At 63.3% G+C, this 23,636-nt stretch carries 18 protein-coding genes; 8 read left to right on the forward strand and 10 right to left on the reverse strand.

Features of this window, described 5'->3' with window-relative positions; translation table 11 throughout:
* Positions 1–6: 6 nt before the first annotated feature.
* The 4 genes from C4Q27_RS27215 to C4Q27_RS27230 form a co-directional block, all read right to left on the reverse strand.
* Positions 7–1,248, reverse strand: a complete 1,242-nt coding sequence (locus C4Q27_RS27215; RefSeq protein WP_104887678.1) for a thiolase family protein — start codon at positions 1,246–1,248, stop codon at positions 7–9.
* Positions 1,245–3,128, reverse strand: a complete 1,884-nt coding sequence (locus C4Q27_RS27220; RefSeq protein ID WP_064493468.1) for a feruloyl-CoA synthase — start codon at positions 3,126–3,128, stop codon at positions 1,245–1,247. Before C4Q27_RS27220 ends, C4Q27_RS27215 begins: the two co-directional genes overlap by 4 nt.
* Before the next feature lie 91 nt (positions 3,129–3,219).
* Positions 3,220–4,668, reverse strand: coding sequence for an aldehyde dehydrogenase (locus C4Q27_RS27225; RefSeq protein WP_104887679.1), 1,449 nt, complete (start codon positions 4,666–4,668; stop codon positions 3,220–3,222).
* Positions 4,669–4,743: 75 nt separating this feature from the next.
* A complete protein-coding gene (locus C4Q27_RS27230; RefSeq protein ID WP_010954234.1) occupies positions 4,744–5,574 on the reverse strand; it encodes a p-hydroxycinnamoyl CoA hydratase/lyase in 831 nt (276 codons plus the stop codon).
* Between the two features lie 197 nt (positions 5,575–5,771).
* On the opposite strand from C4Q27_RS27230, the gene C4Q27_RS27235 reads away from it, so the two are divergent.
* A complete protein-coding gene (locus C4Q27_RS27235) occupies positions 5,772–6,242 on the forward strand; it encodes a MarR family winged helix-turn-helix transcriptional regulator (RefSeq protein ID WP_012052230.1) in 471 nt (156 codons plus the stop codon).
* 98 nt (positions 6,243–6,340) lie between these two features.
* A complete protein-coding gene (locus C4Q27_RS27240; protein ID WP_104887680.1) occupies positions 6,341–7,465 on the forward strand; it encodes a mechanosensitive ion channel family protein in 1,125 nt (374 codons plus the stop codon).
* Positions 7,466–7,543: 78 nt separating this feature from the next.
* On the opposite strand, the gene C4Q27_RS27245 is transcribed toward C4Q27_RS27240, so the two are convergent.
* Positions 7,544–10,591, reverse strand: a complete 3,048-nt coding sequence (locus C4Q27_RS27245; RefSeq protein ID WP_104887681.1) for an aminotransferase class III-fold pyridoxal phosphate-dependent enzyme — start codon at positions 10,589–10,591, stop codon at positions 7,544–7,546.
* Between the two features lie 143 nt (positions 10,592–10,734).
* Between C4Q27_RS27245 and C4Q27_RS27250 the strand changes: the two genes are divergently transcribed.
* Positions 10,735–11,175 carry an Lrp/AsnC family transcriptional regulator gene (locus C4Q27_RS27250; protein ID WP_004374903.1) on the forward strand — a complete coding sequence of 147 codons (441 nt, stop codon included), beginning with the start codon at positions 10,735–10,737 and terminating at the stop codon, positions 11,173–11,175.
* A gap of 40 nt (positions 11,176–11,215) precedes the next feature.
* On the opposite strand, the gene C4Q27_RS27255 is transcribed toward C4Q27_RS27250, so the two are convergent.
* Positions 11,216–11,833, reverse strand: a complete 618-nt coding sequence (locus C4Q27_RS27255; protein ID WP_064493464.1) for a dTMP kinase — start codon at positions 11,831–11,833, stop codon at positions 11,216–11,218.
* 226 nt (positions 11,834–12,059) lie between these two features.
* On the opposite strand from C4Q27_RS27255, the gene C4Q27_RS27260 reads away from it, so the two are divergent.
* Entirely contained in the window at positions 12,060–14,603 is a 2,544-nt protein-coding gene (locus tag C4Q27_RS27260) for an HWE histidine kinase domain-containing protein (protein ID WP_104887682.1), read from the forward strand.
* Positions 14,604–14,729: 126 nt separating this feature from the next.
* On the opposite strand, the gene C4Q27_RS27265 is transcribed toward C4Q27_RS27260, so the two are convergent.
* Complete coding sequence (locus tag C4Q27_RS27265) at positions 14,730–16,373, reverse strand: acetolactate synthase large subunit (protein ID WP_004576806.1); 1,644 nt, start codon at positions 16,371–16,373, stop codon at positions 14,730–14,732.
* A 185-nt stretch (positions 16,374–16,558) separates the two neighbouring features.
* On the opposite strand from C4Q27_RS27265, the gene C4Q27_RS27270 reads away from it, so the two are divergent.
* On the forward strand, positions 16,559–17,440 hold the full coding sequence (locus C4Q27_RS27270) for a LysR family transcriptional regulator (protein ID WP_004374921.1): 882 nt from the start codon (positions 16,559–16,561) through the stop codon (positions 17,438–17,440).
* On the opposite strand, the gene C4Q27_RS27275 is transcribed toward C4Q27_RS27270, so the two are convergent.
* Positions 17,425–18,084 carry an alpha/beta hydrolase gene (locus C4Q27_RS27275; protein WP_104887683.1) on the reverse strand — a complete coding sequence of 220 codons (660 nt, stop codon included), beginning with the start codon at positions 18,082–18,084 and terminating at the stop codon, positions 17,425–17,427. The genes C4Q27_RS27270 and C4Q27_RS27275 overlap by 16 nt on opposite strands.
* A 267-nt stretch (positions 18,085–18,351) precedes the next feature.
* Between C4Q27_RS27275 and C4Q27_RS27280 the strand changes: the two genes are divergently transcribed.
* From C4Q27_RS27280 to C4Q27_RS27290, 3 genes are all read left to right on the forward strand, one after another.
* The gene (locus C4Q27_RS27280) at positions 18,352–19,536 is read left to right on the forward strand and encodes an MFS transporter (protein WP_104887684.1); all 1,185 of its coding nucleotides are present in this window, start codon (positions 18,352–18,354) and stop codon (positions 19,534–19,536) included.
* A gap of 62 nt (positions 19,537–19,598) precedes the next feature.
* Positions 19,599–20,450 (forward strand): LysR family transcriptional regulator, encoded by an 852-nt coding sequence (locus C4Q27_RS27285; RefSeq protein ID WP_064491418.1) that lies wholly within the window; start codon positions 19,599–19,601, stop codon positions 20,448–20,450.
* Positions 20,451–20,546: 96 nt separating this feature from the next.
* Positions 20,547–21,542, forward strand: a complete 996-nt coding sequence (locus tag C4Q27_RS27290; protein ID WP_010954243.1) for an aldo/keto reductase — start codon at positions 20,547–20,549, stop codon at positions 21,540–21,542.
* Here the strand turns inward: C4Q27_RS27290 and C4Q27_RS27295 are convergent.
* Together C4Q27_RS27295 and C4Q27_RS27300 are read right to left on the reverse strand one after the other, a co-directional pair.
* A complete protein-coding gene (locus C4Q27_RS27295; protein WP_104887685.1) occupies positions 21,535–22,797 on the reverse strand; it encodes an ATP-binding protein in 1,263 nt (420 codons plus the stop codon). The genes C4Q27_RS27290 and C4Q27_RS27295 overlap by 8 nt on opposite strands.
* Positions 22,794–23,495: a response regulator transcription factor gene (locus C4Q27_RS27300; RefSeq protein ID WP_064491421.1), complete on the reverse strand. Its 702-nt coding sequence runs from the start codon at positions 23,493–23,495 to the stop codon at positions 22,794–22,796. Before C4Q27_RS27300 ends, C4Q27_RS27295 begins: the two co-directional genes overlap by 4 nt.
* Positions 23,496–23,636 lie beyond the last annotated feature (141 nt).

Genomic DNA, 23,636 nt, shown 5'->3' on the forward strand with positions numbered 1-23,636 from the left:
TCCGGGTCAGGCAACGAAATGAGGGTTTTCGATCAGCAGCGCCATGCCTTGGCCACCGCCGATGCATGCCGCTGCGATGCCATAGCGCAAGTTGCCGTCGCGCAATTGACGGGCCAAGGTGTGGACCAGGCGCAGGCCTGTAGCGGCCAGTGGGTGACCGAGGGCGATAGCGCCGCCATGGACATTGAGCTTGTCCACATCGAGTTCGAGTGCCTGGGCCACCGCCAGCACTTGGGCGGCCTGGGCCTCGTTGATTTCCAGGCGGTCGATCTGCTCCAGGCGCAGGCCGCTGCGCTCGAGCAGCAAGGTGATGGCCGGCGCCGGCCCGATGCCCATGAGGCCGGGCGGCACGCCAACGGCCGTGGCCATCAGCAAGCGCGCCAAAGGCGGATGAGTGCAATCGGAGTAGCGCGTGACCAAGGCTGCCGCCGCGCCATCGACCACCGCGCAACTGTTGCCAGCCGTCTGCACGCCACCGGCGTGCACCGGGCGCAGTCGGGCCAGTGCGGCGGCATCGGTAGGCCTCGGGTGGCTGTCCTGGCTGACCTCACTCACGCCACGCGGCAATGCAATGCCGCGTGGCTGGCAGCCTTCTGCCTCCAGTGCCTGCGCGGTGACGCTGACGATTTCCTCGTCGAACCAGCCCTGCGCCTGGGCTTGCAGGGCCCGCTGATGGCTGCGCAGGGCCCACGCGTCCACCGTTTCACGAGCGAGGCCATAGGCACGGGCCAGGTTTTCCGCAGTACCGATCATGTCCACGCCGGCAGCCGGGTCGTACAGGGCTTCCCAGAGAAAGTCCTTGAACCCGACCGGCGCCCCCAGGCGAAAACCGCCCCGGTGTTCATAGGCCGCGATCGGATTGCGCGACATCGACTCCGCGCCCACGCAAAGCACCTGGCGGGCGCCACTGCGCAGCTGTTCACCGGCCTGACGCAACAGTTCAAGGCCCGTGCCACAGATGCGCTGCACCGCCAGTGCCGGTACCGACTGCGGCACGCCACAGTAGAGGCCGACATGGCGTGGCAGCATGTAGGCGTCGAAGCTGGCCTGGGCCATGCTGCCGGCGAGCACGCTGTCTACCGCCTGAGGGCCGGCAGCTGCACGTGCCAGCACCGCGCGCCCGGCCTGAATGCCCAGGTCGATGGGCGAGATCGCGGCCAATGCGCCACCCAGGTCGACCCAGGGTGTGCGCATCATCTGGACGATGGCCGTGTCCTCGAAGACGGTGCACAGCCCGGCCGCACTCAAGGCCGCACCTTGGCGTGCAATGCGTCGGGGTCTTCGCCACGGTACAGCGCCTCGACCTGAGCGGCGCGCCGCTGCAGCACGGCGCGCTGATTGATCGAGCCCTTGTCGGTGATTTCACCGGCGTCGATCGACGGCGGCTCGGCCAGCAGCGACAGCCATTCGATACGGCTGGCGTTGCCCTGGGCATCGCGGTTCAAGCGTTCCAGCCAGTCAGCGAACCAACTGCGCACGGTGTCGTTGGCCAGCACCTGCACATCGCTGGCATCCTCTGCCAGCCCGGCCAGGCGACGACACTCGGGCAGACGCGGGAAAACCAGCAGGCCCAGGCATTGACGGTCCGGCGCGGTGACCACGATGTCCTGTACGTAAGGCGAGCCCTCCAGCACTGCGCGGTTGCGCAGCGGCCCGACACTGACGAATACCCCGGACGAAAGTTTGAAGTCCTCAGCGATACGGCCATCGAACATCAGGCCAAGCTCGGGCTGCCTGGCATCGGCCAGCTTCAACGCGTCGCCCGAACAGTAGAAACCCTCCTCGTCGAACGCCTCGGCGGTCTGCTGCGGCGAGCGCCAGTAGCCCGGCATGATATGCGGGCCACGGAAGCGCGCCTCGAGCTTGTCGCCCACCGGCACCAGCTTCACTTCGCAGCCAGGTGCCGGCAGCCCGACATAGCCGGCCATCGACAAAGGCCCGGTGGTGAAGGTGCACGATGGCGAGGCTTCGGTCATGCCAAGGCCGGCCATCATGCGGATGCGTTCGCCGCAGTGTTGCTCGGCTATGCGGTCCAGCCGGTCCCAGACGCTTTGCGACAGGCCTGCGGCGGCAAAGAAGAACAGCTTGATGCGGGCAAAGAACACCTCGCGCAGCGCGGGGTCCTGCTCCAGTGCCTTGACCAGTTCCTCCCAGCCCTTGGGTACGGTGAGGTAGGCCGTGGGGGAAATCTCGCGCAGATTGCGCAAGGTCTCGGCGAAGCCTTGCGGGGTCGGCTTGCCGGCGTCGAGGTAGAAACTGCCCCCGTTGTAAAGCACGATGCCGAGGTTGTGGCTACCGCCGAACGTGTGGTTCCACGGCAGCCAGTCCACCAGCACCGGCGGCTCCTCGGCGAACGTCGGAAAAGTCTGCAGAAGCATCTGCTGATTGGCGCACAGCATGCGCTGGGTGGTGATCACCGCCTTGGGCAGCTTGGTCGAGCCCGAGGTGAAGAGGAATTTGGCGATGGTGTCCGGCCCGGTGGCGGCGAAAGCCGCATCGGCCGCCGCCAGGTCACCCGGTTGCAACAGGCTGTCGAAGCTTATATGGGGGCGACCTGCGACCTGGCCACGCACGCTGATCACGCCGACCGAATCGTTCAGCACCGCCTCGAAGGCGCGCTGGAACGGCTGGCTGTCGCTGACAAAGATCACTCCGGGGGTGAGCACCTCGCAGACATGGCGCAACTTGGCGAAGTCTTGCGACAACAGCGCGTAGGCCGGCGACACCGGGCAATAGGCAATACCGGCATACATGGCGCCGAGGGCGATTTGCAGGTGTTCGATGTCGTTGCCGGAAAGCAGCGCCAGCGGGCGCTCGGCACTGAGGCCCAGTCCTAGCAAGTTGGCGGCGATGGTGCGCACATCGGCGAGCATCTGCACGTAGCTGATCGAACGCCAGGCACCGTCTGCCTGGCGTGCCGCGATGAAAGTGGTGTCCGGGCGCACCTGGGCCCAATGCACCAGGCGCTCGAGCAGGCGCGCCGGCAGCGGTGCCAGTGGCTCGACAGGTTGCATGCGCAGCACGTCGTCGACGTGGCTGACCTGCACCTGGGGATGCCCGATGGCCACCTGGCGGTAGCGCGGACGTTGGCCAGGGTCGGTCGACCCTGAGCGGGCTTCGTTATTCACGCAGGTTGCTCCTTGTTCTTGTTGTACATCCTGCCGCCGCCCGATATGACGGGGCGGCGGTCATCTTGCCAGTGGCCTGGGCCTGCCGCGGCTAGATGGGATAGTGACGCGGGCCGTGCTGGAGGGTGACCCAGCGCAACTGGGTGAACTGATCGATGGCCGTGCGGCTGCCGAAGCTGCCATAGCCGCTGGACTTGACCCCGCCAAACGGCATCTGCGCTTCATCGTGAACGGTCGGCCCGTTGATATGGCAGATACCCGACTCCACCCGTTGAGCCAAGGCCAGGGCGCGGCTGGTGTCGCGGCTGAAAATGGCCGATGACAGACCGAACTCCGAGTCGTTGGCCAGCTGCAGCAAGGCTTCGTCGCCTTCGGCGCGCAGTACCACCGCCACCGGGCCGAAGGACTCCTCGCGGTACAGGCGCATGCTGGCATCGACGTTGTCGAGCAAGGTCGGTTGCAGGATGCTGCCTTCGAGCTGGCCGCCGCTGACCAGGCGCGCGCCCTTGGCCACGGCATCGTCGATCAGTGCCTTGATGCGCTCGCCGGCCGCTGCGCTGACCAGCGAGCCGAGCACCGAGGTGCTGGCTTGCGGATCACCTGCACGCAGCCCGGCGATCTTCGCCGCCAGCTTGTCGACGAAGGCGTCGGCAATACGGCTGTCCACCACAAGGCGCTCGGTGGACATGCAGATCTGCCCCTGATTGAAGTAGGCACCGAAGGCCGCCGCTTCGACCGTGGCGTCCAGGTCGGCATCGTCGAGCACCAGCAAAGGCGCCTTGCCGCCCAGTTCGAGCAGGGCCGGCTTGAGGTGGCGGGCCGCCAGCTCGCCGACGATGCGCCCGACGTGCGTCGAACCGGTGAAGTTGACCCGGCGTACCGCAGGGTTGGCGATCAGCCGCTCGACGATGGCCGGGGCATCCTGCGGCGCATTGCTGATGACATTGACCACGCCGTCGCCGATGCCTGCATCGTGCAGCACCTGGCCGATCAGCCGATGTACCGCCGGGCTCAGCTCCGAGGCCTTGAGCACCACGGTGTTGCCGCAGGCCAGCGGCATGGCAATGGCACGCGTGGCCAGTATCACCGGGGCGTTCCACGGCGCGATGCCCAACACCACGCCGCAGGGCGCGCGCAGGGCCATCGCGAAGCTGCCGGGAACGTCCGAGGGGATCACTTCACCGGTGATCTGCGTGGTCATGGCTGCAGCCTCGCGCAGCATGTTGGCGGCCAACTTCACGTTGAAGCCATACCAGTTGGCCATGGCCCCGGTTTCACCGGCGGCGGCGATGAACTCGGCGGCCCTCGCCTGCAACAGATCAGCGCCTGCCAGCAAGCGGCTGCGCCGCTCGCCCGGTGCCAGGGCGGCCCAGGCCGGAAACGCCGCGCTGGCAGCAGCCACGGCGGCATCGGCATCGGCCAGTGTGGCGGCGGCAGCCTGCGACACCACCTCGCCAGTCACCGGGTTACAGCGCTCGAAGGTTCGTCCATCGCTGGCGGGGCGCGACTGCCCGCCAATCAGCAAAGGCACCTGCAACATGCTCATTCCTCTTGTTGTCGTTATAGAGAAATACCCACGGGCTTTGGCGCGGCACACCGCCGCCCGCGGTGCGACTCAGCGCTTGTAGGCCTGCAGGCCTGGCTTGATGCTCTTGTCGTCGAGGAACTGCTTCATGCCCTGCTCGCGGCCGCCAGTAGTGTCCAGCAGGCGCGACTGGTCGAGCTTGGCGTAGAGGTAGTCCTCGTTCTGTTCCCAGGTCAGCTCGCGGCAACGCTTGAAGCCATTCTTCGCGGCGCGCAGCACCACCGGGTTCTTTTCCAGCAGGTTCAGCGCCAACTCACGGGTGGTTTCACGCAGCTCGGCCAGCGGCACACTGTCGTTCACCAGGCCCATCTCGGCAGCCTTGCGACCATCGAAGGTCTTGCCGGTCATGATGTAGTACAGCGACTGACGATGGCCAACGGTATCGGCCATGGCCTTGCTGACCAGGTTGCCAGGCGGGATGCCCCAGTTGATTTCCGACAGGCCGAAGGTCGCTTCGTTGGCGCAGATCGCCAGGTCGCATGCCACCAGTGGGCTGAAGCCGCCGCCGAAGCACCAGCCGTTGACCATGGCGATGGTCGGTTTGGCATACAGACGCAGCAACTTCCATTGCCATTGCGAGGCTTCGCGACGAATCTTTTCCTGGAGGATTTCCGGGCCGGCGTCCACCTCGCGGAAGTACTCCTTCAGGTCCATGCCGGCGGTCCAGGACTCGCCGGCACCGGTCAATACCAGCACGCCAGCGTCAGCGTCCTGTTCGAGGGTTTCCAGCACGTCGACCATTTCCCGGTTCAGGGTGGGGCTCATGGCATTGCGTTTTTCCGGGCGATTGAGGGTCACCCAGGCGATGCCCGCTTCCAGTTCGACCTTCACAGTGGTCCAGCGGCCTTCATATTTGCTCATGGTTCTGCACTCTTGTTGTTCGAGGTGATGGGGCCACGCTAACGGGTCAAAATAGTTATGTCAATTAACCATTAACAAATTTATCTTTAACCCATGCGTAGGCGCGCTGCCTTTTTCCAAAGCCTCTCTAGCCGAATCGCATAAGGACAGGCAAAATAGGTAACTTTATTACCCATGATCGAGGAGCATGAACCCTGATGGCTAGGTCTGCCCGTAGTACCGACGACGCTTGCGTGGCTGCTCCTGTGGGAGAAGGGGTGCTTGAAGACTTGATCGGCTACGCCTTGCGACGCGCGCAATTGAAGCTGTTCCAGAACCTTATTGCCCGGCTCTCGGCCCATGACCTGCGCCCGGCCCAATTTTCCGCCCTGGCGATCATCGACCAGAACCCCGGGCTGATGCAGGCCGACCTGGCGCGTGCGTTGGCAATCGAACCGCCGCAAGTCGTGCCAATGCTGAACAAACTGGAAGAGCGCGCGCTGGCCGTGCGCGTGCGGTGCAAACCGGACAAGCGCTCGTATGGGATTTTCCTGAGCAAATCGGGCGAAGCCCTGTTGAAGGAGTTGAAGCACATCGCCGCCGACAGCGATCATCAGGCGACATCCAACCTCTCGGATGACGAAAGGACTGAACTGTTGCGGTTATTGAAGAAAATCTACCGAGACTGACTCCGTCAGCTCAGCGTGGTGAAATCCGATCGACCTGTTGCGCCTCTTTGACGTCCCAAGAAAGCACCTTGGCAAATCAACCCAGAGGCGAGGTACTCATGAACGACCGCATCATCGCGTTTTTCACCGAAACCACCGTATTCGGCATCTCCATTCTCAATCTGCTGGTGGCGCTGACAGTCGCCACCTTGGTCTTCCTGGTCGCCCGTGCCGCCATCAGTTTCCTGATGCGCCGGGTACGGCGCTGGTCCGAACACGAAGGCCCACTGAGCCAGATAATGGCCAAGGTGCTTTCCGGCACCAGCAACTTTCTGTTGTTGCTGGCCTCTTTGCTGGTGGGCCTGAGCATGCTCGACCTGCCCGAGCGCTGGCTGAGCAGGGTCAGCAGCCTGTGGTTCGTGGTCGCTGCCTTGCAGATTGGCCTGTGGGCCAACCGCGCCATCGGCCTGGGCCTGAGCCGCTACTTCGCCCGCCACCGTACCGACGGCCTGAACCAGGGCAGCGCACTGGCAACCCTTTCGGCCTGGGGCGCGCGGGTCCTGTTGTGGTCAGTCGTAGTGCTGGCAATGCTGTCGAACCTGGGGGTGAACATCACCGCCTTCGTCGCCAGCCTGGGCGTGGGCGGCATCGCAGTGGCGCTGGCTGTGCAGAATATCCTTGGCGACCTGTTCGCTTCGTTGTCGATCGCCGTGGACAAGCCGTTCGAGATCGGTGACTTCATCGTCATCGGGCCCCTGGCGGGCACCGTTGAGCACGTCGGCCTCAAAACCACACGCATCCGCAGCCTCGGCGGCGAACAGATCGTCATGGCCAACGCCAGCATGATCAGCAGCACCATCCAGAATTACAAGCGCCTGCAAGAGCGTCGCATCGTGTTCGAGTTCGGACTTTCCTACGACACGCCCACCGAGGCCGTGAAGAAAGCGCCAGGCATCGTCGAAGACGCCATCAAGGCCCAGGAGCAGGCGCGTTTCGACCGCGCTCACCTGCGTGGCTTCGGCAAAGAGGCGCTGGAGTTCGAGTGTGTCTACATCGTCCAGGACCCAGGCTACAACCTTTACATGGACATTCAGCAGGCGATCAACTTCAGGCTGCTGGAGCGGTTCTCGCAAATCGGCGCCAAGTTCGCCGTACCGGTGCGCGCGATCAAGGTCACGGCATTGCCAGAGGCCGCCGGCCTGCATGGCCAGGCTCGCGAAGGCCTGAGCATCAGAGGCGCTTGATGCTGGCAACCTGCCCGGCTCGCCAGATAGGTGCGCCGCAGGGCGTGCACATGCGCACGCCCTGCCCGCGCTGAAACGCTATTTCAGCGCCGCGGTGAAGCTGTCTTTCAGCACCTCGAGAAGGAAGTCTGCATTGGCCCGGCTGAAAATCATCGAAGGCCGCATTTTCAGCACGTTGTCATGCGGGCCTTCGGTGCCGATCAACACGCCGCGCTCCCGGGCACCATCAGCCACTTTTCTGGCCAGGGCCGTGGCTGGCGCCTTTGACTTGCGGTCAGTCACCAGCACGATGCCAAGGAACAGGCCCAACCCGCGCACATCGCCAATCACGTCGAATTGCTGCTGAAGCTTGCGCAAACCCTCGAGCAGGTAATGGCCGACACTCAAGGCGTTTTCTTTCAACTGGTCACGCTCGATTGCATCGAGTACCGCCAGGCCTACCGCGCATGACACCGGGTTACCGGCGAAGGTATTGAAATACTCCATGCCGTTGTTGAAAGCATCGGCAACCTCGCGCGTGGTCACTACCGCCGACATCGGGTGGCCGTTACCAATGGGTTTGCCCATGCTGACGGCATCCGGGACCACACCCTGGGTCTCGAATGCCCACCAGTGGCTGCCGACCCGGCCAAACCCGACCTGAACCTCATCGGCCAGGCACAGCCCACCTTCGGCTCGCACCATGGCGTACACCTCCTTGAGGTAGTGTTCGGGCAAAAACACCTGCCCCGCCACGCTGGGGATCGATTCGGCAATGAAAAAACCGGGGCCCTTGCCTGCCTTGCGCATGGCGTCCAGCTGCTCTGCTACCGACTCGGCAAAGCGCTTGCCGTGCGCTTCCACGGGCCAGTGCTCGGGGGCGTAGTAGCTGTCCGGGACCACGGCCTCGTAGACATGCGCCGCCCTGCCCTTGCCCGCCTTGCGCTTGTACTTGTAAGGGCTCAGATCGATCAGTTCCTGAGTGGTGCCGTGGTAGGCCCAGTCCAGCACGATCGCCTGATCACTGCCTGTGTAGTTGCGCGCCATACGCAGCATCAGGCTGTTGGCCTCACTCCCCGAGCAGCCAAAGGATGCTACGCAAAGGCCCTTGGGCAAAGTGCCGGTCAGGCGTTCGGCGTATTCGACGATGTTGTCGTGCAGGTAGCGGGTATTGGTGTTGAGCAGCGCAGCCTGGCGGGTCAAGGCTTCGACCACGTCGGGATGACTATGGCCCAGGTGGCACACGTTGTTGAAGCAGTCCAGGTAGGCCCGCCCGAAGTTGTCGATCAGCCATACGCCATCCCCGCGCACGAACTTGATCGGGTCGGTGTACGAAATGGACAGGTTGGGTAGCAGCAGTTCCTTGCGCCTGGCAATGATCTGGGCCTTGGTCATGCCCTGCTGGCTGTAGGTCTCTGGCGGGATACCGGCCAGGGCCGAGGCATCGGGGAACAGGTCGGCCCACGCTTCGCGGTACGCTGGCTCACCCACGCCCATGACCTCGCACGCGCTCAGCCGGGTATCGGTGACCACCTGCAGATGCAGGTGGGGGATCCAGCCGCCGTTCTCGTGATCGCTGCCCATGTAACCGACCAGGTCGCCGGCTTCGAGCTTGTCACCGGCCTTCAAACGGCTGAGCGCCTCGTGGGCCATGTGCCCCCACAGTGTCAGAAATGGCGGGCAACCGGGCGGGGTGTGCTCGAGCATCACCAGGCCGCCATAACCCAGCGGGTCTGGCTCGACCTCGACGCTTCTGACGGTGCCGGCAATCGGTGCGTACAACGGCGTACCCGCTGGCATCAGCAAATCTACCCCCACATGCAGGGTCCGGTGCTGCCCCTTGATGAAGCGAGACTCAAAGGCGCTGTCGGTATAGACGGCACGTACCTCGCCCCATGGCCCGATGCCCAGCGGGGCCTTGTGCGCGGCAGAGCATTCATTCCACCACCGCGTCGCATCTGCAGGGCGCTGCTGGGCCGAGGCAATGGTCATCTCATGGCTGGCATCGCCAAACGGCGCGATGACCTTGTCCAGAATGGCAGCTGACGGGCGCACCAGGTCGGCAAACGACTTGTGGTTGTCGGCAATCCAGCGGCGGACTTCCCCCGCACCTTCGATGGCATCGAAACCACAGGCCTTGCGCAAAATGCCGGTGGCCAACCGTGGGTTTATCGAATCGAGTTGTTCCAGTAGACGCCAGGCAGGCGCTTCACTGATCGCCAGGTAAGGGTTGTCGTCGGTCTGGTCCTGCCGGGAAGCGGAGAACGTGACGCTGATGACCAAGCGCATGGCAATCAGGTTGAACAACACATCAAGCTCTTGCGCTTGCAACGGGTACTTCTCATGGAAGCCGGCCACCAGCGCAGCAGCAGCGCCGATCGGGTCGTCCATGTCGAGAATGGCGTAGGCGCTGGCGATTGCGACCTCGGCAATCAGAACGGTGTGCACGGCATCGCCAAAATCGATGAAGCCAGTCACGCTACGGGGCGTTTCGGCATCGACCAGGATGTTCCAGTCGTTGGCATCGTTGTGGATCACCTGGGCCCGAAGGGAAGCCAGCTTTGGCTGTACAGTCTGTTCGAACCGGGCGATGAAGCGCTCGGCAACGGCCCGGCGATCAGGGTCCTTGATGCAGTGCAGCCGCGAACGGGAGCGCGCAGCATGGCGTAAGTCCCAGTCCAGGTCGCGGACTGCGCCCGGGTGCATGAAGCCCTGCAGGGCACGGTCAAGTTCACCGAGTGCCTGGCCGAAGTTTCTCATCAACGCCAGGGAGCGTCTGGCCTTGGCAAGTGGCGTGCCGGCCAGCCAGCTGACCAGGCGCACAGCGTGCTTTTCACCGGTGCTGCTGGCCACAGACGGCAGGTAGTCGCCAGTCACGCTGGCCCGCAGGTGTGGCACGCCCAAATGCGCGCCATGCACGGCCAGGTGATCGAGTAGCGCGGTTTGAAACTCGCTTTCTACCCTGGGCTCGCTGGCATTGACGATTTTCAGTATCCAGCCTGCATCTACGCCAGTCTCCAGCCGGTAATTGCGATCACGCTCCCCATCCAGGGGCGTTGCAGTGCCGGTGACATCGAAGAAATCTTTTGCAAGGCCCTCTGCATCGCTTGCCGAAAACCGAGGTGCTGGGTGGGAAAGGTCTGTCATATCATCAGGTTCCGGGCGCGCTGATTGTTTTTCAATAGCTTGTCATGCGCCGCCGAAACGGACACCCTGCATACGGTCGGGCGCAACAGGCATTATGCCGGTTCCGACCGGCATAATGACGGCAAGCTTATCAAGGGGCTGCAATGCGTGACCTGGACGCTAAAGATCGTGAGATTCTTGAGGTACTTTCGAAGGACGCGCGTATTGCGCTCAAGGCGTTAGCCGGCCGCATAGGCCTTTCCCGAAGTGCCACCACCGAGCGTGTCGCCAACCTTGAACGCAGCGGGGTCATTCGCGGTTATCGCGCTGACATCGGCGAAATAGACGCCAACGTGATACGCGCGATCTTGCTGGTGACGTTGCAGCGCACGCCTGCCATGGGGCTGCTCGACCAGTTGGCAACGGACGCGCGCGTACGGCGGGTTTCGTCGGTGAGCGGTCAGCTCGACCTGGTGGTTGAAGTGGAGACCCGAACGATCGACGACCTCAACCAGGTACGTGACAACGTGGCACGTCACGAATCAGTGGATGACATTACCACGTCGGTAGTCCTGCGCCGTGATATCGACCGCCAGGGCGCCTGATACCTGCAGAGGCAGTAGACAGGCCGTACTCACCCAAGCCTCACAGGTGTCGAAGCACGCCCTGAATCTCGCCTACGACCTGCCGCGTTGCCTCGTCGACGGTCCCTTCATTACGGCACAGCACCCAGCCTTGCTCTGCAACCGCACGCTCGAACGCCTCGGTACAGGCAACCTGTTCTTCCAGGTTATGGATCACCGTACTGCCCAGCCCACGCGTGCGCGCCGCGGCCCTCGCCCATGAGGTTTCAGGCGTTGTGACAACGCCGACATGCAAATCGGGCACTTGCACGTTTCGTTCGAGGTTCAGGCGCAGGATCTTGTCAAACGGCACTGTGCGGCGAAACGCAGCGTCAGAGGGGTACCAGCGATCAATCAGGATGATGCTGTCAGCGGGCTGCCTGGGCAGTACATGTCGGGAAATCCAGGCGCGGCTTTCAGCGAAGCGCTCGCAAACCTTGAACTCAAGGTCCTGGCAAGGGCTTCTGGAAAGCTGGTTGACCAGGGCCATGGTCTCGCCCCGGTGAGGATCATTCTTTCTTTCGCAAAGGCGGATCACCTTGTTCCCGTCCAGCCGTAACGCTTGAGTGACGGCCTCCAGCAGCGTGGTCTTGCCGGTCCCCTTGGGCCCATCGAAGGAAATAAACAGCGGGCGGTTCATCGTGCAATACCAGTTGGCTCAAGCGCGGGATAAGACCATTGATCAGAGCTGCCTTCAAGCGATTCTCGACGGGAGTACATCCGTACTCCACGCTGTGATCAAAGCATTGTCTTGGGAATGGACCGGTATTGCCCGACCCGCCATCCCCAAGGCGTTCAATGCCTGCTAGGCTGACGGACGATGGCGGACCTGCTGCCCGCCTCCCCTTACCCACAGGCACGGGCCAATGACCCACAACCCCCACGTTAACCTGACCAACTGCGACCGGGAACCCATCCAGATTCCCGGGAGCATCCAGCCCCATGGCTGCCTGCTGGCCTGTGATGCCTCGGCGACCGTGGTGCTGCGCCATTCGGTCAACGCCCCACAGATGCTGGGTGTAGCAAGCGATATCAATGGTCAGAAACTGCACGCGGTGCTGGGTGACGAGGTCACGCATACGCTTCGCAACGCACTTGCCCGTACCCGGGATGCCTCGCGCCCCGCGCTCAGTTTCGGCGTGACGCTGCCCAACGGCGCGGCCGTCGACATCGCCGCCCACTTGTACAAAGGCACGGCAATCCTCGAATTCGAGCCCGCCGGGGCGAGCATCGCCGAACCGATCGAACTGGCGCGCACGCTGATTGCCCAACTGCGCGAAATCGACCAGACCAGCAAGCTGTTCCGCGACGCCGCCCGCTTTGTCCGGGCGGTGCTCGGTTACGACCGGGTGATGATCTACCAGCTGGGAGCCGACGGTGCCGGCAAGGTGGTTGCCGAGTCCAGGCGTAGCGACCTCGAAAGCTTCATGGGCCAATACTTCCCCGCCTCCGATATCCCCCAGCAGGCCCGCGCGCTCTACCTGCGCAACCCGATCCGGGTAATCTCCGACGCCCAGTTCAATACGGTCGCCATCAACCCGGTGCTCGACCCCTCGGGCGAACCGCTCGACCTGTCCTACGCGCACCTGCGCAGCGTCTCGCCGATCCATTGCGAATACCTGTGCAACATGGGCGTGGGCGCCTCGATGTCGATTTCCGTCATCGTCAATGGCGAGCTGTGGGGAATGATTGCCTGCCATCACTACGCACCGCGCACGCTGGCCATGGGGCAACGTGTGGCCGCCGAGATGTTCGGTGAGTTCTTCTCCCTGCATATCGAGACCCTGCGTAGCCGGCAAAAACTCGAAGCCGCCGTGCGCATCCACAAAGCCCTGGACAGCCTGCTGCGCGACGCCAACCAGGCGGCGGACATTGATGGGTTCTTCCACGCACGGCTACCCCGGTTGATGTCGCTGATTCCCTGCGACGGCATCGGCATGTCGCTGCTAGGCCGCTGGTCGTGCGCAGGGCTGGCGCCGCCCCAAACGGCCGTGCCTGATCTGCTGCGTCTGGCAGACATGGTCAGCGAAGGCCGAATCTGGGCGTCCAATCGCCTGTCGACAGTGCTCCCGTCGGCCCAGGCGTATTTTAATGATGTGTCGGGTGTGCTGATCGTCCCGATGTCGCAACACCCAAGGGATTACTTGATCTTCTTCCGCAAGGAGGTGGTCGAGACACTCGACTGGGCCGGGGACCCGAACAAGACCTATGACAGCGGCGCGTTGGGCGACCGCCTGACGCCACGCAAAAGCTTCGCCATCTGGAAAGAAACCGTTCACCAGCAGTCGCTACCCTGGACCGAGCAGGACCGCCAGTTTGGCGATGCCATCCGTACCGCTATCGTCGAGGTGGTGCTGCACAACAGCGAGCTGCTCGCCAGTGAACGCGCCAAAGCTGAGGTGCGCCAGCGCATGCTCAACGAAGAGCTCAACCACAGGGTCAAGAACATCCTGTCGCTGATTGGTGCACTGGTTGCCCATCCGACCCCGGAAAGCCAGACCCTGCAGGACTATGTGGCAACGCTCAAAGGGCGTATTCAGGCCTTGTCGTTGGCCCATGACCAGGTGGTGCGCGGTGACGGTGGCGGGCGCCTGGCGAAGCTGCTGGAGGCCGAGCTTTCTCCCTATCGCACGGCTGCCGGCGTGATCGAGTTGCAGGGCCCGAACGTTATCCTCGATGCGCGCGCTTACTCGGTCATGGCCCTGGTGCTGCACGAACTGGCCACGAACGCGGCCAAGTACGGTGCGTTATCGCGGGCCGGCGGCAGGCTTTCGGTAAGCTGGGCAATCGACGCCACCAACGGCTGTGCAATCAGTTGGCGGGAAAGTGGTGGGCCAACGGTACGCCCGCCCAGCCGCAGCGGCTTCGGCACGGTACTGATCGACCGCAGCATCCCGTTCGACCTGGGTGGCACCAGCGCAGTGGAATATCACCCCGAAGGCCTGCAAGGCTTTTTCAAAATCCCGGCCAAGCACCTTTCCGTAGCCGAAGCGGCAGAAACCGCTCTCCCGGCCACGCCTCTGGCCCGTGCAAACGGTGCGTTTGCAGCGCGCTCGGGCTTGTGTGTGCTGATACTCGAGGATCAACTGGTGATTGCAGTAGGCCTGGAGCAAATTCTCAACGATGCGCAAATCAAGGACGTGATCACCGCCAGCTCCGAGGACGAAGCCATGCAACTGCTTGGCAGCCACAAGCCGGACGCGGCAATACTGGATGTCAACCTGGGCACCGGAACCTCCATTTCCGTAGCGGATGAGCTGGTTCGCCGGCAGGTTCCGTTCCTCTTTGCCACCGGCTATGGCGACGGCATCAGCATTCCCGAGCACTTGCAGCATGTGCCCGTCACGCGCAAGCCTTATGACGCCAATGCCATTCTGGCCAGCCTGCAAGACCTGCTTGATCTGGGGTGAGTGGGATTCAGAGGCAGTCTTGTGTCATGAAAAGGCCCGTAACGCCGACATATCACTGTCAGCTATACGGGCCTTTTCGCAGCGCAATGCCGCCCCTGAAAAAGGACGGCGCCGGCCTGTCAGGGCTTACACCGCCAGGGCGCGCTCACGCAGCTCGCTGTTGAGGATGCGGTCGTTCTCGCTGTAATCGACCGGGCAGTCGATCACGTGCACACCCGGGGTCTTGATGCAGTGCTCCAGCAGCGGCAGCAGGCCTTCGGCACTTTCCACACGGTGGCCGTTGGCGCCGTAGGCTTCGGCATATTTGACGAAGTCCGGGTTGCCGTAGTCCAGGCCGAAATCGGTGAAGCCCATGTTGGCCTGCTTCCAGCGGATCATGCCGTAGCCGTCGTCACGCAGGATCACCACGGTGATGTGCATGCCCAGGCGTACTGCAGTTTCCAGTTCCTGGCTGTTCATCATGAAGCCGCCGTCGCCACACACCGAGATTACCGGGCGGTCCGGGTGCACCAGGTGCGCAGCCATTGCCGATGGCAGGCCGGCGCCCATGGTCGCCAGGGCGTTGTCCAGCAGCACGGTGTTTGGCTTGTGCGCTTTGTAGTTGCGGGCGAACCAGATCTTGTAGATGCCGTTGTCCAGGGCGACGATGCCTTCGGACGGCAGTACACGACGGATGTCAGCCACCATGCGCTGTGGGTAGACCGGGAAGCGGTCGTCGTCGGCGCCTTCGGCGATCTGTGCTTCGTTGGCTTCACGGATGGCCATCAGGCGGGTGAAGTCCCAGTGCGACGTGTCGTTCAGTGCTTCACTGATCTGCCACACGGCGTTGGCGATGTCGCCGATCACTTCTACTTGCGGGAAGTACACGGCATCGACTTCGGCAGAGCGGAAGTTGATGTGGATGACTTCGGTGCCGCCACGAACCATGAAGAACGGTGGCTTCTCGATCACATCGTGGCCGATGTTGATGATCAGGTCGGCGGCTTCGACAGCGCGGTGAACGAAGTCGCCCGACGACAGCGCAGCGTTGCCGAGGAAGCGCGGGTGGCGCTCGTCGACCACGCCTTTACCCATCTGGGTGGTGATGAACGGGATGCCGGTCTTGTCGATCAGCTGCTTGAGGACCTTGGCGGTCATCTTGCGGTTGGCACCGGCACCGATCACCAGGATCGGGTTACGCGCATTCTGCAGTTTCTCGACGGCAGCTTCGATGGCCACATGCTCGGCCAGCGGGCGGCGGTGCAGGCTGCGCGGGATCGGCAGCGCGTCGGTCTGCTCGGCGGCGATGTCTTCGGGCAGCTCCAGGTGCACCGCACCCGGCTTTTCTTCTTCGGCCAGGCGGAAGGCTTCGCGCATGCGGGCCGGGATGTTGTCGGCCGAGGCGAACTGGTGGGTGTACTTGGTGATGGGGTCCATCATGCCGCACACGTCAATGATCTGGAAGCGACCCTGCTTGGACTTCTTGATCGGCTTCTGCCCGGTGATCATCATCATCGGCATGCCGCCCAGATAGGCGTAGGCGCTGGCGGTCACCAGGTTGGTGGCACCAGGGCCGAGGGTCGACAGGCTGACGCCGGTCTTGCCGGTCAGACGACCGTAGGTGGCAGCCATGAAACCTGCAGACTGCTCGTGACGGGTCAGTACCAGCTTGATCTTCGACTTGCGCAGGGATTCGAGCAGGTCGAGGTTTTCCTCACCGGGAATGCCGAATACATACTCGACACCTTCGTTTTCCAGGCATTGCACAACGACATCGGCGGCCTTGGCCATTTGGGGTACTACCTCAAAATCTTTGTGGGATTGCAGATTTATTAAACTGCGTGACTGAGATGTTGCAGGATGTCTCAGTGGCGCGCATCGTAGGCCCTCTGGTTAATAATAATAAATATATTGTTATGATGCTTAGCATCACAGTTCGTTATGAATGCATCCCGCATGAAAGGTAGCACCCCTCAATGAACCTCAAGGCATTGCGCTGCTGTGTCGAAATCGTCCGGCAAGGCAGCTTCACCAAAGCCGCGCAGCACCTGCACATCGCCCAGCCCGCGCTGAGCATGGCCGTTACCCGGCTGGAAGAAGAACTGGGGGTAACCCTGTTCAACCGCACCACGCGCAAAGTGATCCTCACGGCAGAAGGCGAGCAGTTCTTGCCGCGCATTGCCTCTGCCCTGCGCGAAATGGACGTTGCCCGGCAAGAGCTGCGCGACATGGCCGACCTCAAGCGCGGTGAAGTACGCCTGGGTATCCCGCCGATGTTCGGCCTGCACTACGTCCCCGGGTTGATGAACGCCTTCCGCAAGTCCTATCCGGGCATTGCCATGACCGTGTTCGAAGGCAGTGCCGAAGACATTGGCCATCGCCTGGAGCAACGGGAAATCGACCTGGCGCTGCTGGAGTCCCGGCGTGTACCGCCCGACAAGGAGTCGATCCTGCTGGGCAGCGACGAGATGCTGGCGTGCATGCACCCGGATCACCCCTATGCCGGCAAGGCCTACCTCACCGCCGAAGACCTGCGCAATACCGACATGGTGGTGTTCGATCGCACCTTCGTTCAACGCCATCTTCTGGATGCGTTCTTCGCCGAACATGGCATCACATACCAGGTGGCGCTACAGAGCAACTTCGTCTCGCTGGTGGTGCAGGCCGCGCTGGACAACATGGGGGTGGCGACCCTGCTGCGCTCGGTGCAGCAACGCACGCCAGGCATTGTCGGCGTGCCGTTCCGGCCAGCACAGCAGATGAGTTTCCGCTTGTGCTGGCGCTCGGGGGAATACCTGTCGCTGGCCAGCAAGCGGTTCATCGACTTTGCTGCACAGACGCATTACCTGGAGCGGTGAGGGCCAGTCTTCTGGGCGAGATGAGCAATCACCTGCTCCGCGGCACGGCCCAGGCAGCCTTTGAAAAAGTGATTGGCACCGGCGTATACCGACACTGCCCGTTGTTCAGGGCCAGCCCATTGCAGCAGGTTGGCCAGCGGTGCCATTTCATCCTGTTCACCATGCAGTAACAGGCAATCCTCAGGCAGCGGCAATGGCTCGTAATAGCGCCCTCCCGGTACATCCCCCACCGGCAGCCCCATCAATGCGACTGCCTGCAACTGCCCTTCCAGCGCACAGGCAACCCGGGCGAACACGTAGGCCCCAAAGGAAAACCCGACCAGCGCTACCGGCAGCTCGGGCTGTTGCTGGTTGAGGTGCCGGATGACCGCGATGCAATCCTCGGCTTCACCGATGCCCTGGTCGTGCGCGCCTTGCGTCTGCCCCACCCCACGAAAGCTCGGCCGTACCACTTGCCAGCCGGCTGCACGTAGCTGCCGTGCCAGGGTCAGTGGCACGATATGCCGTGGGCTACCGCCCAGCAGCGGTTGCGGATGGCTGACCAGCACCAGCCCTGTGGGTGGCCCGTCGGGGTAGTCGATCAACAGCTCGATCTGGCCAACGGCCCCATCGATAAGCAGCGGGTTGCGCGGGGTATCTGACATTGCAGTTGTCCTTGTGAACCGAATGTGTGGCGCGTGTACTCACCGTTTGCCGAGCGTTGGCGCGTCACCGCCCGCAGTCTAAAAGAGCAGGCGTACCCGCTGCCACAGGATCCCGTCATTTCAGCCAGGGGCGTAGCAAGCGCGCCCGTACGGAGCAGGACACGGGCTGCAACGTCGCGGAAGCCGGGGCAGCATCCTCGACGTTGCAGCCATCGATTGACTATTATCCCGCCTTGAACGTTTCAGCATGTTTCAATAGGGATACAGATGTCAGTCCAGGAACACCCCCCGCTCCCCAGTAAAAACACCGTCGCCAAGATGGAAGCCGCCATGGCACTGGGCAGCTTTGCCATCGGCACCGGCGAATTCGCCATCATGGGCCTGATGCCCGACATTGCCAGCAACTTGCAGTTGAGCGAACCGCAGGTGGGCCATGCCATCAGCGCGTATGCGCTGGGGGTAATGGTTGGCGCCCCGACACTGGCGATTCTCGGTGCCAAACTGCTGCGCAAGCACATGCTGCTGCTGTTGATGCTGCTGTATGCCGTGGGCAACCTGGCCACTGCCTTTGCCCCCTCGTTCGGTGGCCTGGTCACATTTCGTTTCATCAGCGGCTTGCCCCACGGCGCCTACTTCGGCATTGCCGCAGTGGTGGCCTCGAGCATGGTGGCCAAGGATCAGCGCGCGGGGGCCGTGGCACGGGTGATGATGGGCCTGACCTTGGCCATGTTGCTCGGCAACCCGGTTGCCACCTTCCTGGGCCAGTACTTTGGCTGGCGTTCGGCATTCGTGCTGGTCGGCGCGATCGCCCTGTGCACCATCGCCCTGGTCTGGCGTTTCGTGCCCCAGCGCCACGACGAAACACGCAGCGACCCGCGCAAGGAGCTCCAGGCCTTTGCCCACCCACAGGTATGGATGGCGCTGGCCATCGCTTCGATCGGTTTTGCCGGCATGTTCTGCGTGTTCAGCTACCTGGCACCGACCATGCTGCACGTGACCCAGGTGTCGCCACAGTGGATTCCGTTCGGTCTGGCGGCGTTCGGCGTGGGCGGTATCGTCGGCAACATCGCTGGCGGCAAGCTGTTCGACCGTCTGCAGTTTCGCGCCGTGGGCTTGGTACTGATGTGGTCGGTCGCCGTGCTGCTGTTCTTTACCTTCGCCGCCCAGGCGCTGTGGAGCCTGCTGCTGGGCATCGGCCTGGTGGGCACCATGATCGCCCTGGCGGCACCGCTACAGATCCGCCTCATGGACATTGCCCATGAGGCACCTAGCCTGGCAGCGGCGTCGAACCATGCGGCGTTCAACCTGGCCAATGCGCTGGGGCCATGGCTGGGAGGCATGGCGATCACTGCAGGCATGGGCTGGACCAGCACCGGGTACATCGGCGCCGCGACTGCACTGGTTGGCCTGGGCATTTACCTGGTGGCGCGGCGGATGAAAGGCGGGCATTGAAGCCGGCAGGGTCATAAAGGGTTACCCTACCCCTTTATGCACCCGCCACTGCCGAGTCATTCATGTTCGATTGGGAAGACCTGCGCCATTTCTCCGCCTTCAGCTCGGCCGGCTCGCTGTCGGCCGCTGCCAAGACCCTAGGTGTCGACCACGCCACCGTGGCCCGGCGCATCGCCTCGCTCGAAGCTTCGCTCAAGCTCAAGCTGGTCGACCGACGTCCCCGCGCTTATGCCCTCACCCACGAAGGCCAACGTGTTGCGGAACTCGCCGAGCAGATGGCCATGTCCTCTTTTGCCCTGGAGCATTTCGCCAGCGCCGGCCAACAGACAGTGGAAGGCGAAGTGGTGCTCTCGGCACCACCGGCGCTGCTGGGCAGCATCGTCGCCCGGCGCTTGGGCGAGCTGTACCAGCGCTACCCACAGCTGCGCCTGAAGCTGGTAGGCAGCAAATCCAAGGCATCCTTGGTCCGCCGCGAAGCTGACATCAGCATCGCCCTGGCCAGGCCGACAGAGCCAACTCTGGTGGTCAGCCTGCTGGGGCACCTGGATTACCGGCTGTATGCCTCGCCCGGTTACCTGGCCAGCGCAACGGTCAGGCGCTACATCGGCTACGACGAGTCTCAGGCCCGTTCCCCACAACAGCAATGGCTCAACCTCCAGGCCGGCCAGCAGCCGTTCGCATTGCACAGCAATGATCTGCGCATCCAGGCCCAAGCCTGTGCCGGCGGCATCGGCATCGCCTGCCTGCCCGCGTTCATGGCACAGGAACACGGTCTGAAAGAGGCAGGCAGCGCCCAACAGACAATGAGCATCGAAATCTGGCTGGCCGTGCATGAAGACGTGCGCGCCACGCCGCGGATCAAGGCGGTTACCGACTTCCTTCAGCAACAGGTGCGGCCGCTGCTACGCTTGTGAATTCTTGCAGATGGCGCATGCATCAATACGGAATTTTCGCCCAACCCTGCCAGCGTTAGGCTAACTCCATCACTCACGCCCTTGAAGGAGACGACGATGCAGTACGTAAAGCTGGGTAGCACTGGGCTGGACATTTCAAGGCTGTGCCTGGGCTGCATGACCTTCGGTGAACCCGACGCCGGCACTCATCCCTGGACCTTGGGCGAAGACGCCAGCCGGCCGATCATTCGCCATGCCGTCGAGCAAGGCATCAACTTCTTCGACACTGCCAACAGCTATTCCGCCGGCACCTCGGAAATCATCCTCGGCAAACTCCTGAGGGAGTTTACCCGCCGCGAAGAAACCGTGATCGCCACCAAGGTGTTCTTCCCTGCCAACATGTGGGAAGGCGCCAGCCGGCCCAATGAGCAAGGCTTGTCACGCAAGGCGATCATGGCCAACATCGACGCCAGCCTCAGCCGCCTGGGCACAGACTACGTCGACCTTTACCAGATCCACCGCTGGGACTACCACACCCCCATCGAGGAAACCATGGAAGCTCTGCATGATGTGGTCAAGGCCGGCAAGGCGCGCTACATCGGTGCATCGTCGATGTATGCCTGGCAGTTCGCCAAGGCGCAGCAGGTAGCCGCCAACCATGGCTGGAGCCGCTTCGTGTCGATGCAGAACTACCTCAACCTGATCTACCGCGAAGAAGAGCGAGAGATGATCCCGCTGTGCCTGGATCAAGGCGTCGGCCTGATGCCCTGGAGCCCCATGGCGCGCGGCCGCCTGACACGACCGCATGGGCAGCAAACCCAACGCACGCGCACCGATGTGTCCGGGCAGTCGTTCTATGAAAAGACCGAGGTGGAGGACGGCCGGGTAATCGATGTGGTCGAGCAGATCGCCAGCGAACGGGGGGTGCCGATGGCCCAGGTTGCGCTGGCCTGGGTGCTGGGTAGGGCCGGCGTTAGCGCCCCTATCGTCGGCGCTTCGAAGCCCGCCCACCTGGACGATGCCCTGGGCGCTCTGTCACTGCAGCTGAGCGAGGACGAGGTAGCGCGCTTGCAGGCCCCTTACGTTCCCCACGCGGTCACCGGCTTCAAGTAGCAATGGCTTGCGGCAGTTCGATGCGCACCCGCAAGCCCCCTGTGGCGGCGGCCAGCGCGGTGATGCTGCCACCGTGCAAGGCGATGGCACGCTGGGCGATCGCCAGCCCCAGGCCGAAGCCATCGCTGCTGTCGGTGCCACGCTCGAACGGTTCGAAGATGCGCTGCAGGCGCGCCGGGTCGACGCCCGGGCCATGGTCGCTGACGCACACCTGCAACCATTGCCCACCTGGTGCCGGTGCGGCCTCCACCAATACCGCCGTGCCAGGCTTCGTGTAGCGCACGGCATTGCGGATGACGTTCTCGAAGGCCCGGTACAGGAGTTCTTCATGGCCATGCATGAGAAACGCGCCCTGAGCCAGCAAGGACACCTGGCACTGCTTCATGCCTGCCTCGAAACGGGCATCCTCGACGATCTGCGCCAGCAGCTCGACCACATCCACGCTGGCGAAGTCATTGTTGCCTTGACGGGACTGGGCACGGGCCAGGGTCAGCAGTTGCTCGATCAGGTCGTCCATGCGCCGCGACTCGCGCTCGACCCGCTCCAGCATGTCGGGCCGGTCGGGTTGCTGGCGCATCAGGCCGATGGCGGCATGCATGCGGGTAAGCGGTGAGCGCAGCTCATGGGAAATATCATGCAGCAGGTTCTGCTGGGCCTGTACCAGGGCCTTGAGCTGGCCGGCCATGCGGTCACAGTCCTCGGCCAGGTCGACGATTTCGTCACGGCGCTTGCCCAGCCGCGGCCTGACCCGCACATCGAAACGGCCTTGGGCAACCTGGCCCATGGCTTCGCGCAGCCAGGCCAGCGGGCGGGTCAGGTAAAAGCTGCACAACAGCGCGAACAGCGCGCTCATCACCGCCCCTGTTACGAACGGGCCAAGGTTGCGTGGGCGCGGTGCCATACCGACACGGGTGGCCACCGAAGCGCGCAGCACCAGTGGGCGGCCGTCACGGTCGAGCAGTGCCTGCTCGAAACGCGCCACGTGCACCGTTTGGCCAGCCAGCAAGCGGTCTTGATCGTCGTAAAGGCCTACTTGCACATCCTGCGGCTGTGGCGACACGTCCAGCAGCTGGCGGCCGGCCCGCTCGCCATGCCGTTCGAGCAATTGCAGCTCGGTGGCCAGCAGCGAACGCAGCCCGGGTGTATCGCCGCGCAGCTCATTGAGCATGAAGGCCCCCGCCCCCACCAGGAAGGTCAGGGTGTTGGCAAGCCAGAAGGCCAGGAACAGCTTCCAGAACAGACGCCGGCGCATCATTCGACGATCAGCATGTAGCCCATGCCGCGCACGCTCTGGATCCAGCTGCTGCCATCGGCACGCGGGCCAAGTTTTTGCCGGATGCTGCTGACGTGCACGTCGATGCGTCGGTCATAACGGGTCAGCGGCCGGCCCAGGGCATTGAGCGACAGGTCCTGCTTGCTGACCAGCTGACCGGCCTGGCGCGCCAGGGCTTCGAGCAGGCTGAACTCGGAGCCGGTCAATTCCAGCGTGGCTGCGCCCCAGCGCGCCTCGCGCCGCCCCGGCCACATTTTCAATGCGCCGCTGCGTACCTGTTCAGGTACCTCGGGCGGGCTGGCTTCACCCATCAGGTGTGGCTGCACGCGACGCAGTATTGCCCGCAGGCGTGCCACCAGCTCACCGGGAGAGCTGGGCTTGGGCACATAGTCATCGGCCCCCAGCTCCAGGCCGGCAATGCGGTCGATGTTGTCACCGCGGGCCGTCAGCAGCAGCACCGGCACCTGGCTACGTGCACGCACGCGGCGCAGCACTTCGATACCAGAGATGCCTGGCAGCATCACGTCCAGCACCACCACCTGGAAATGGCCGGACAACGCCAGGGTCTCGCCTTCCTCACCCGTGTCCGCGGCCGTTGCCTGGAAGCCTTCGCGCGCCAGGTACAAAGAGAGCATTTCAGTCAGTTCGCGGTCGTCGTCGACCAGCAGCACAGGGATCATCAGGGCCAGATATCGCAATTGCAGGGGCTGCAATGATCGCCCTGCAAGCCGGCACTGTCACTGCCGCCCGGTCGGACTTTACACATCTTTACCCTCGGCTAACCGCGCCGTACACAGCCCGCCCGTATCCTCATCGCCCGC

Origin of the sequence: Pseudomonas sp. SWI36 (genome assembly GCF_002948105.1) — a bacterium.
Lineage (GTDB): Bacteria > Pseudomonadota > Gammaproteobacteria > Pseudomonadales > Pseudomonadaceae > Aquipseudomonas > Aquipseudomonas alloputida.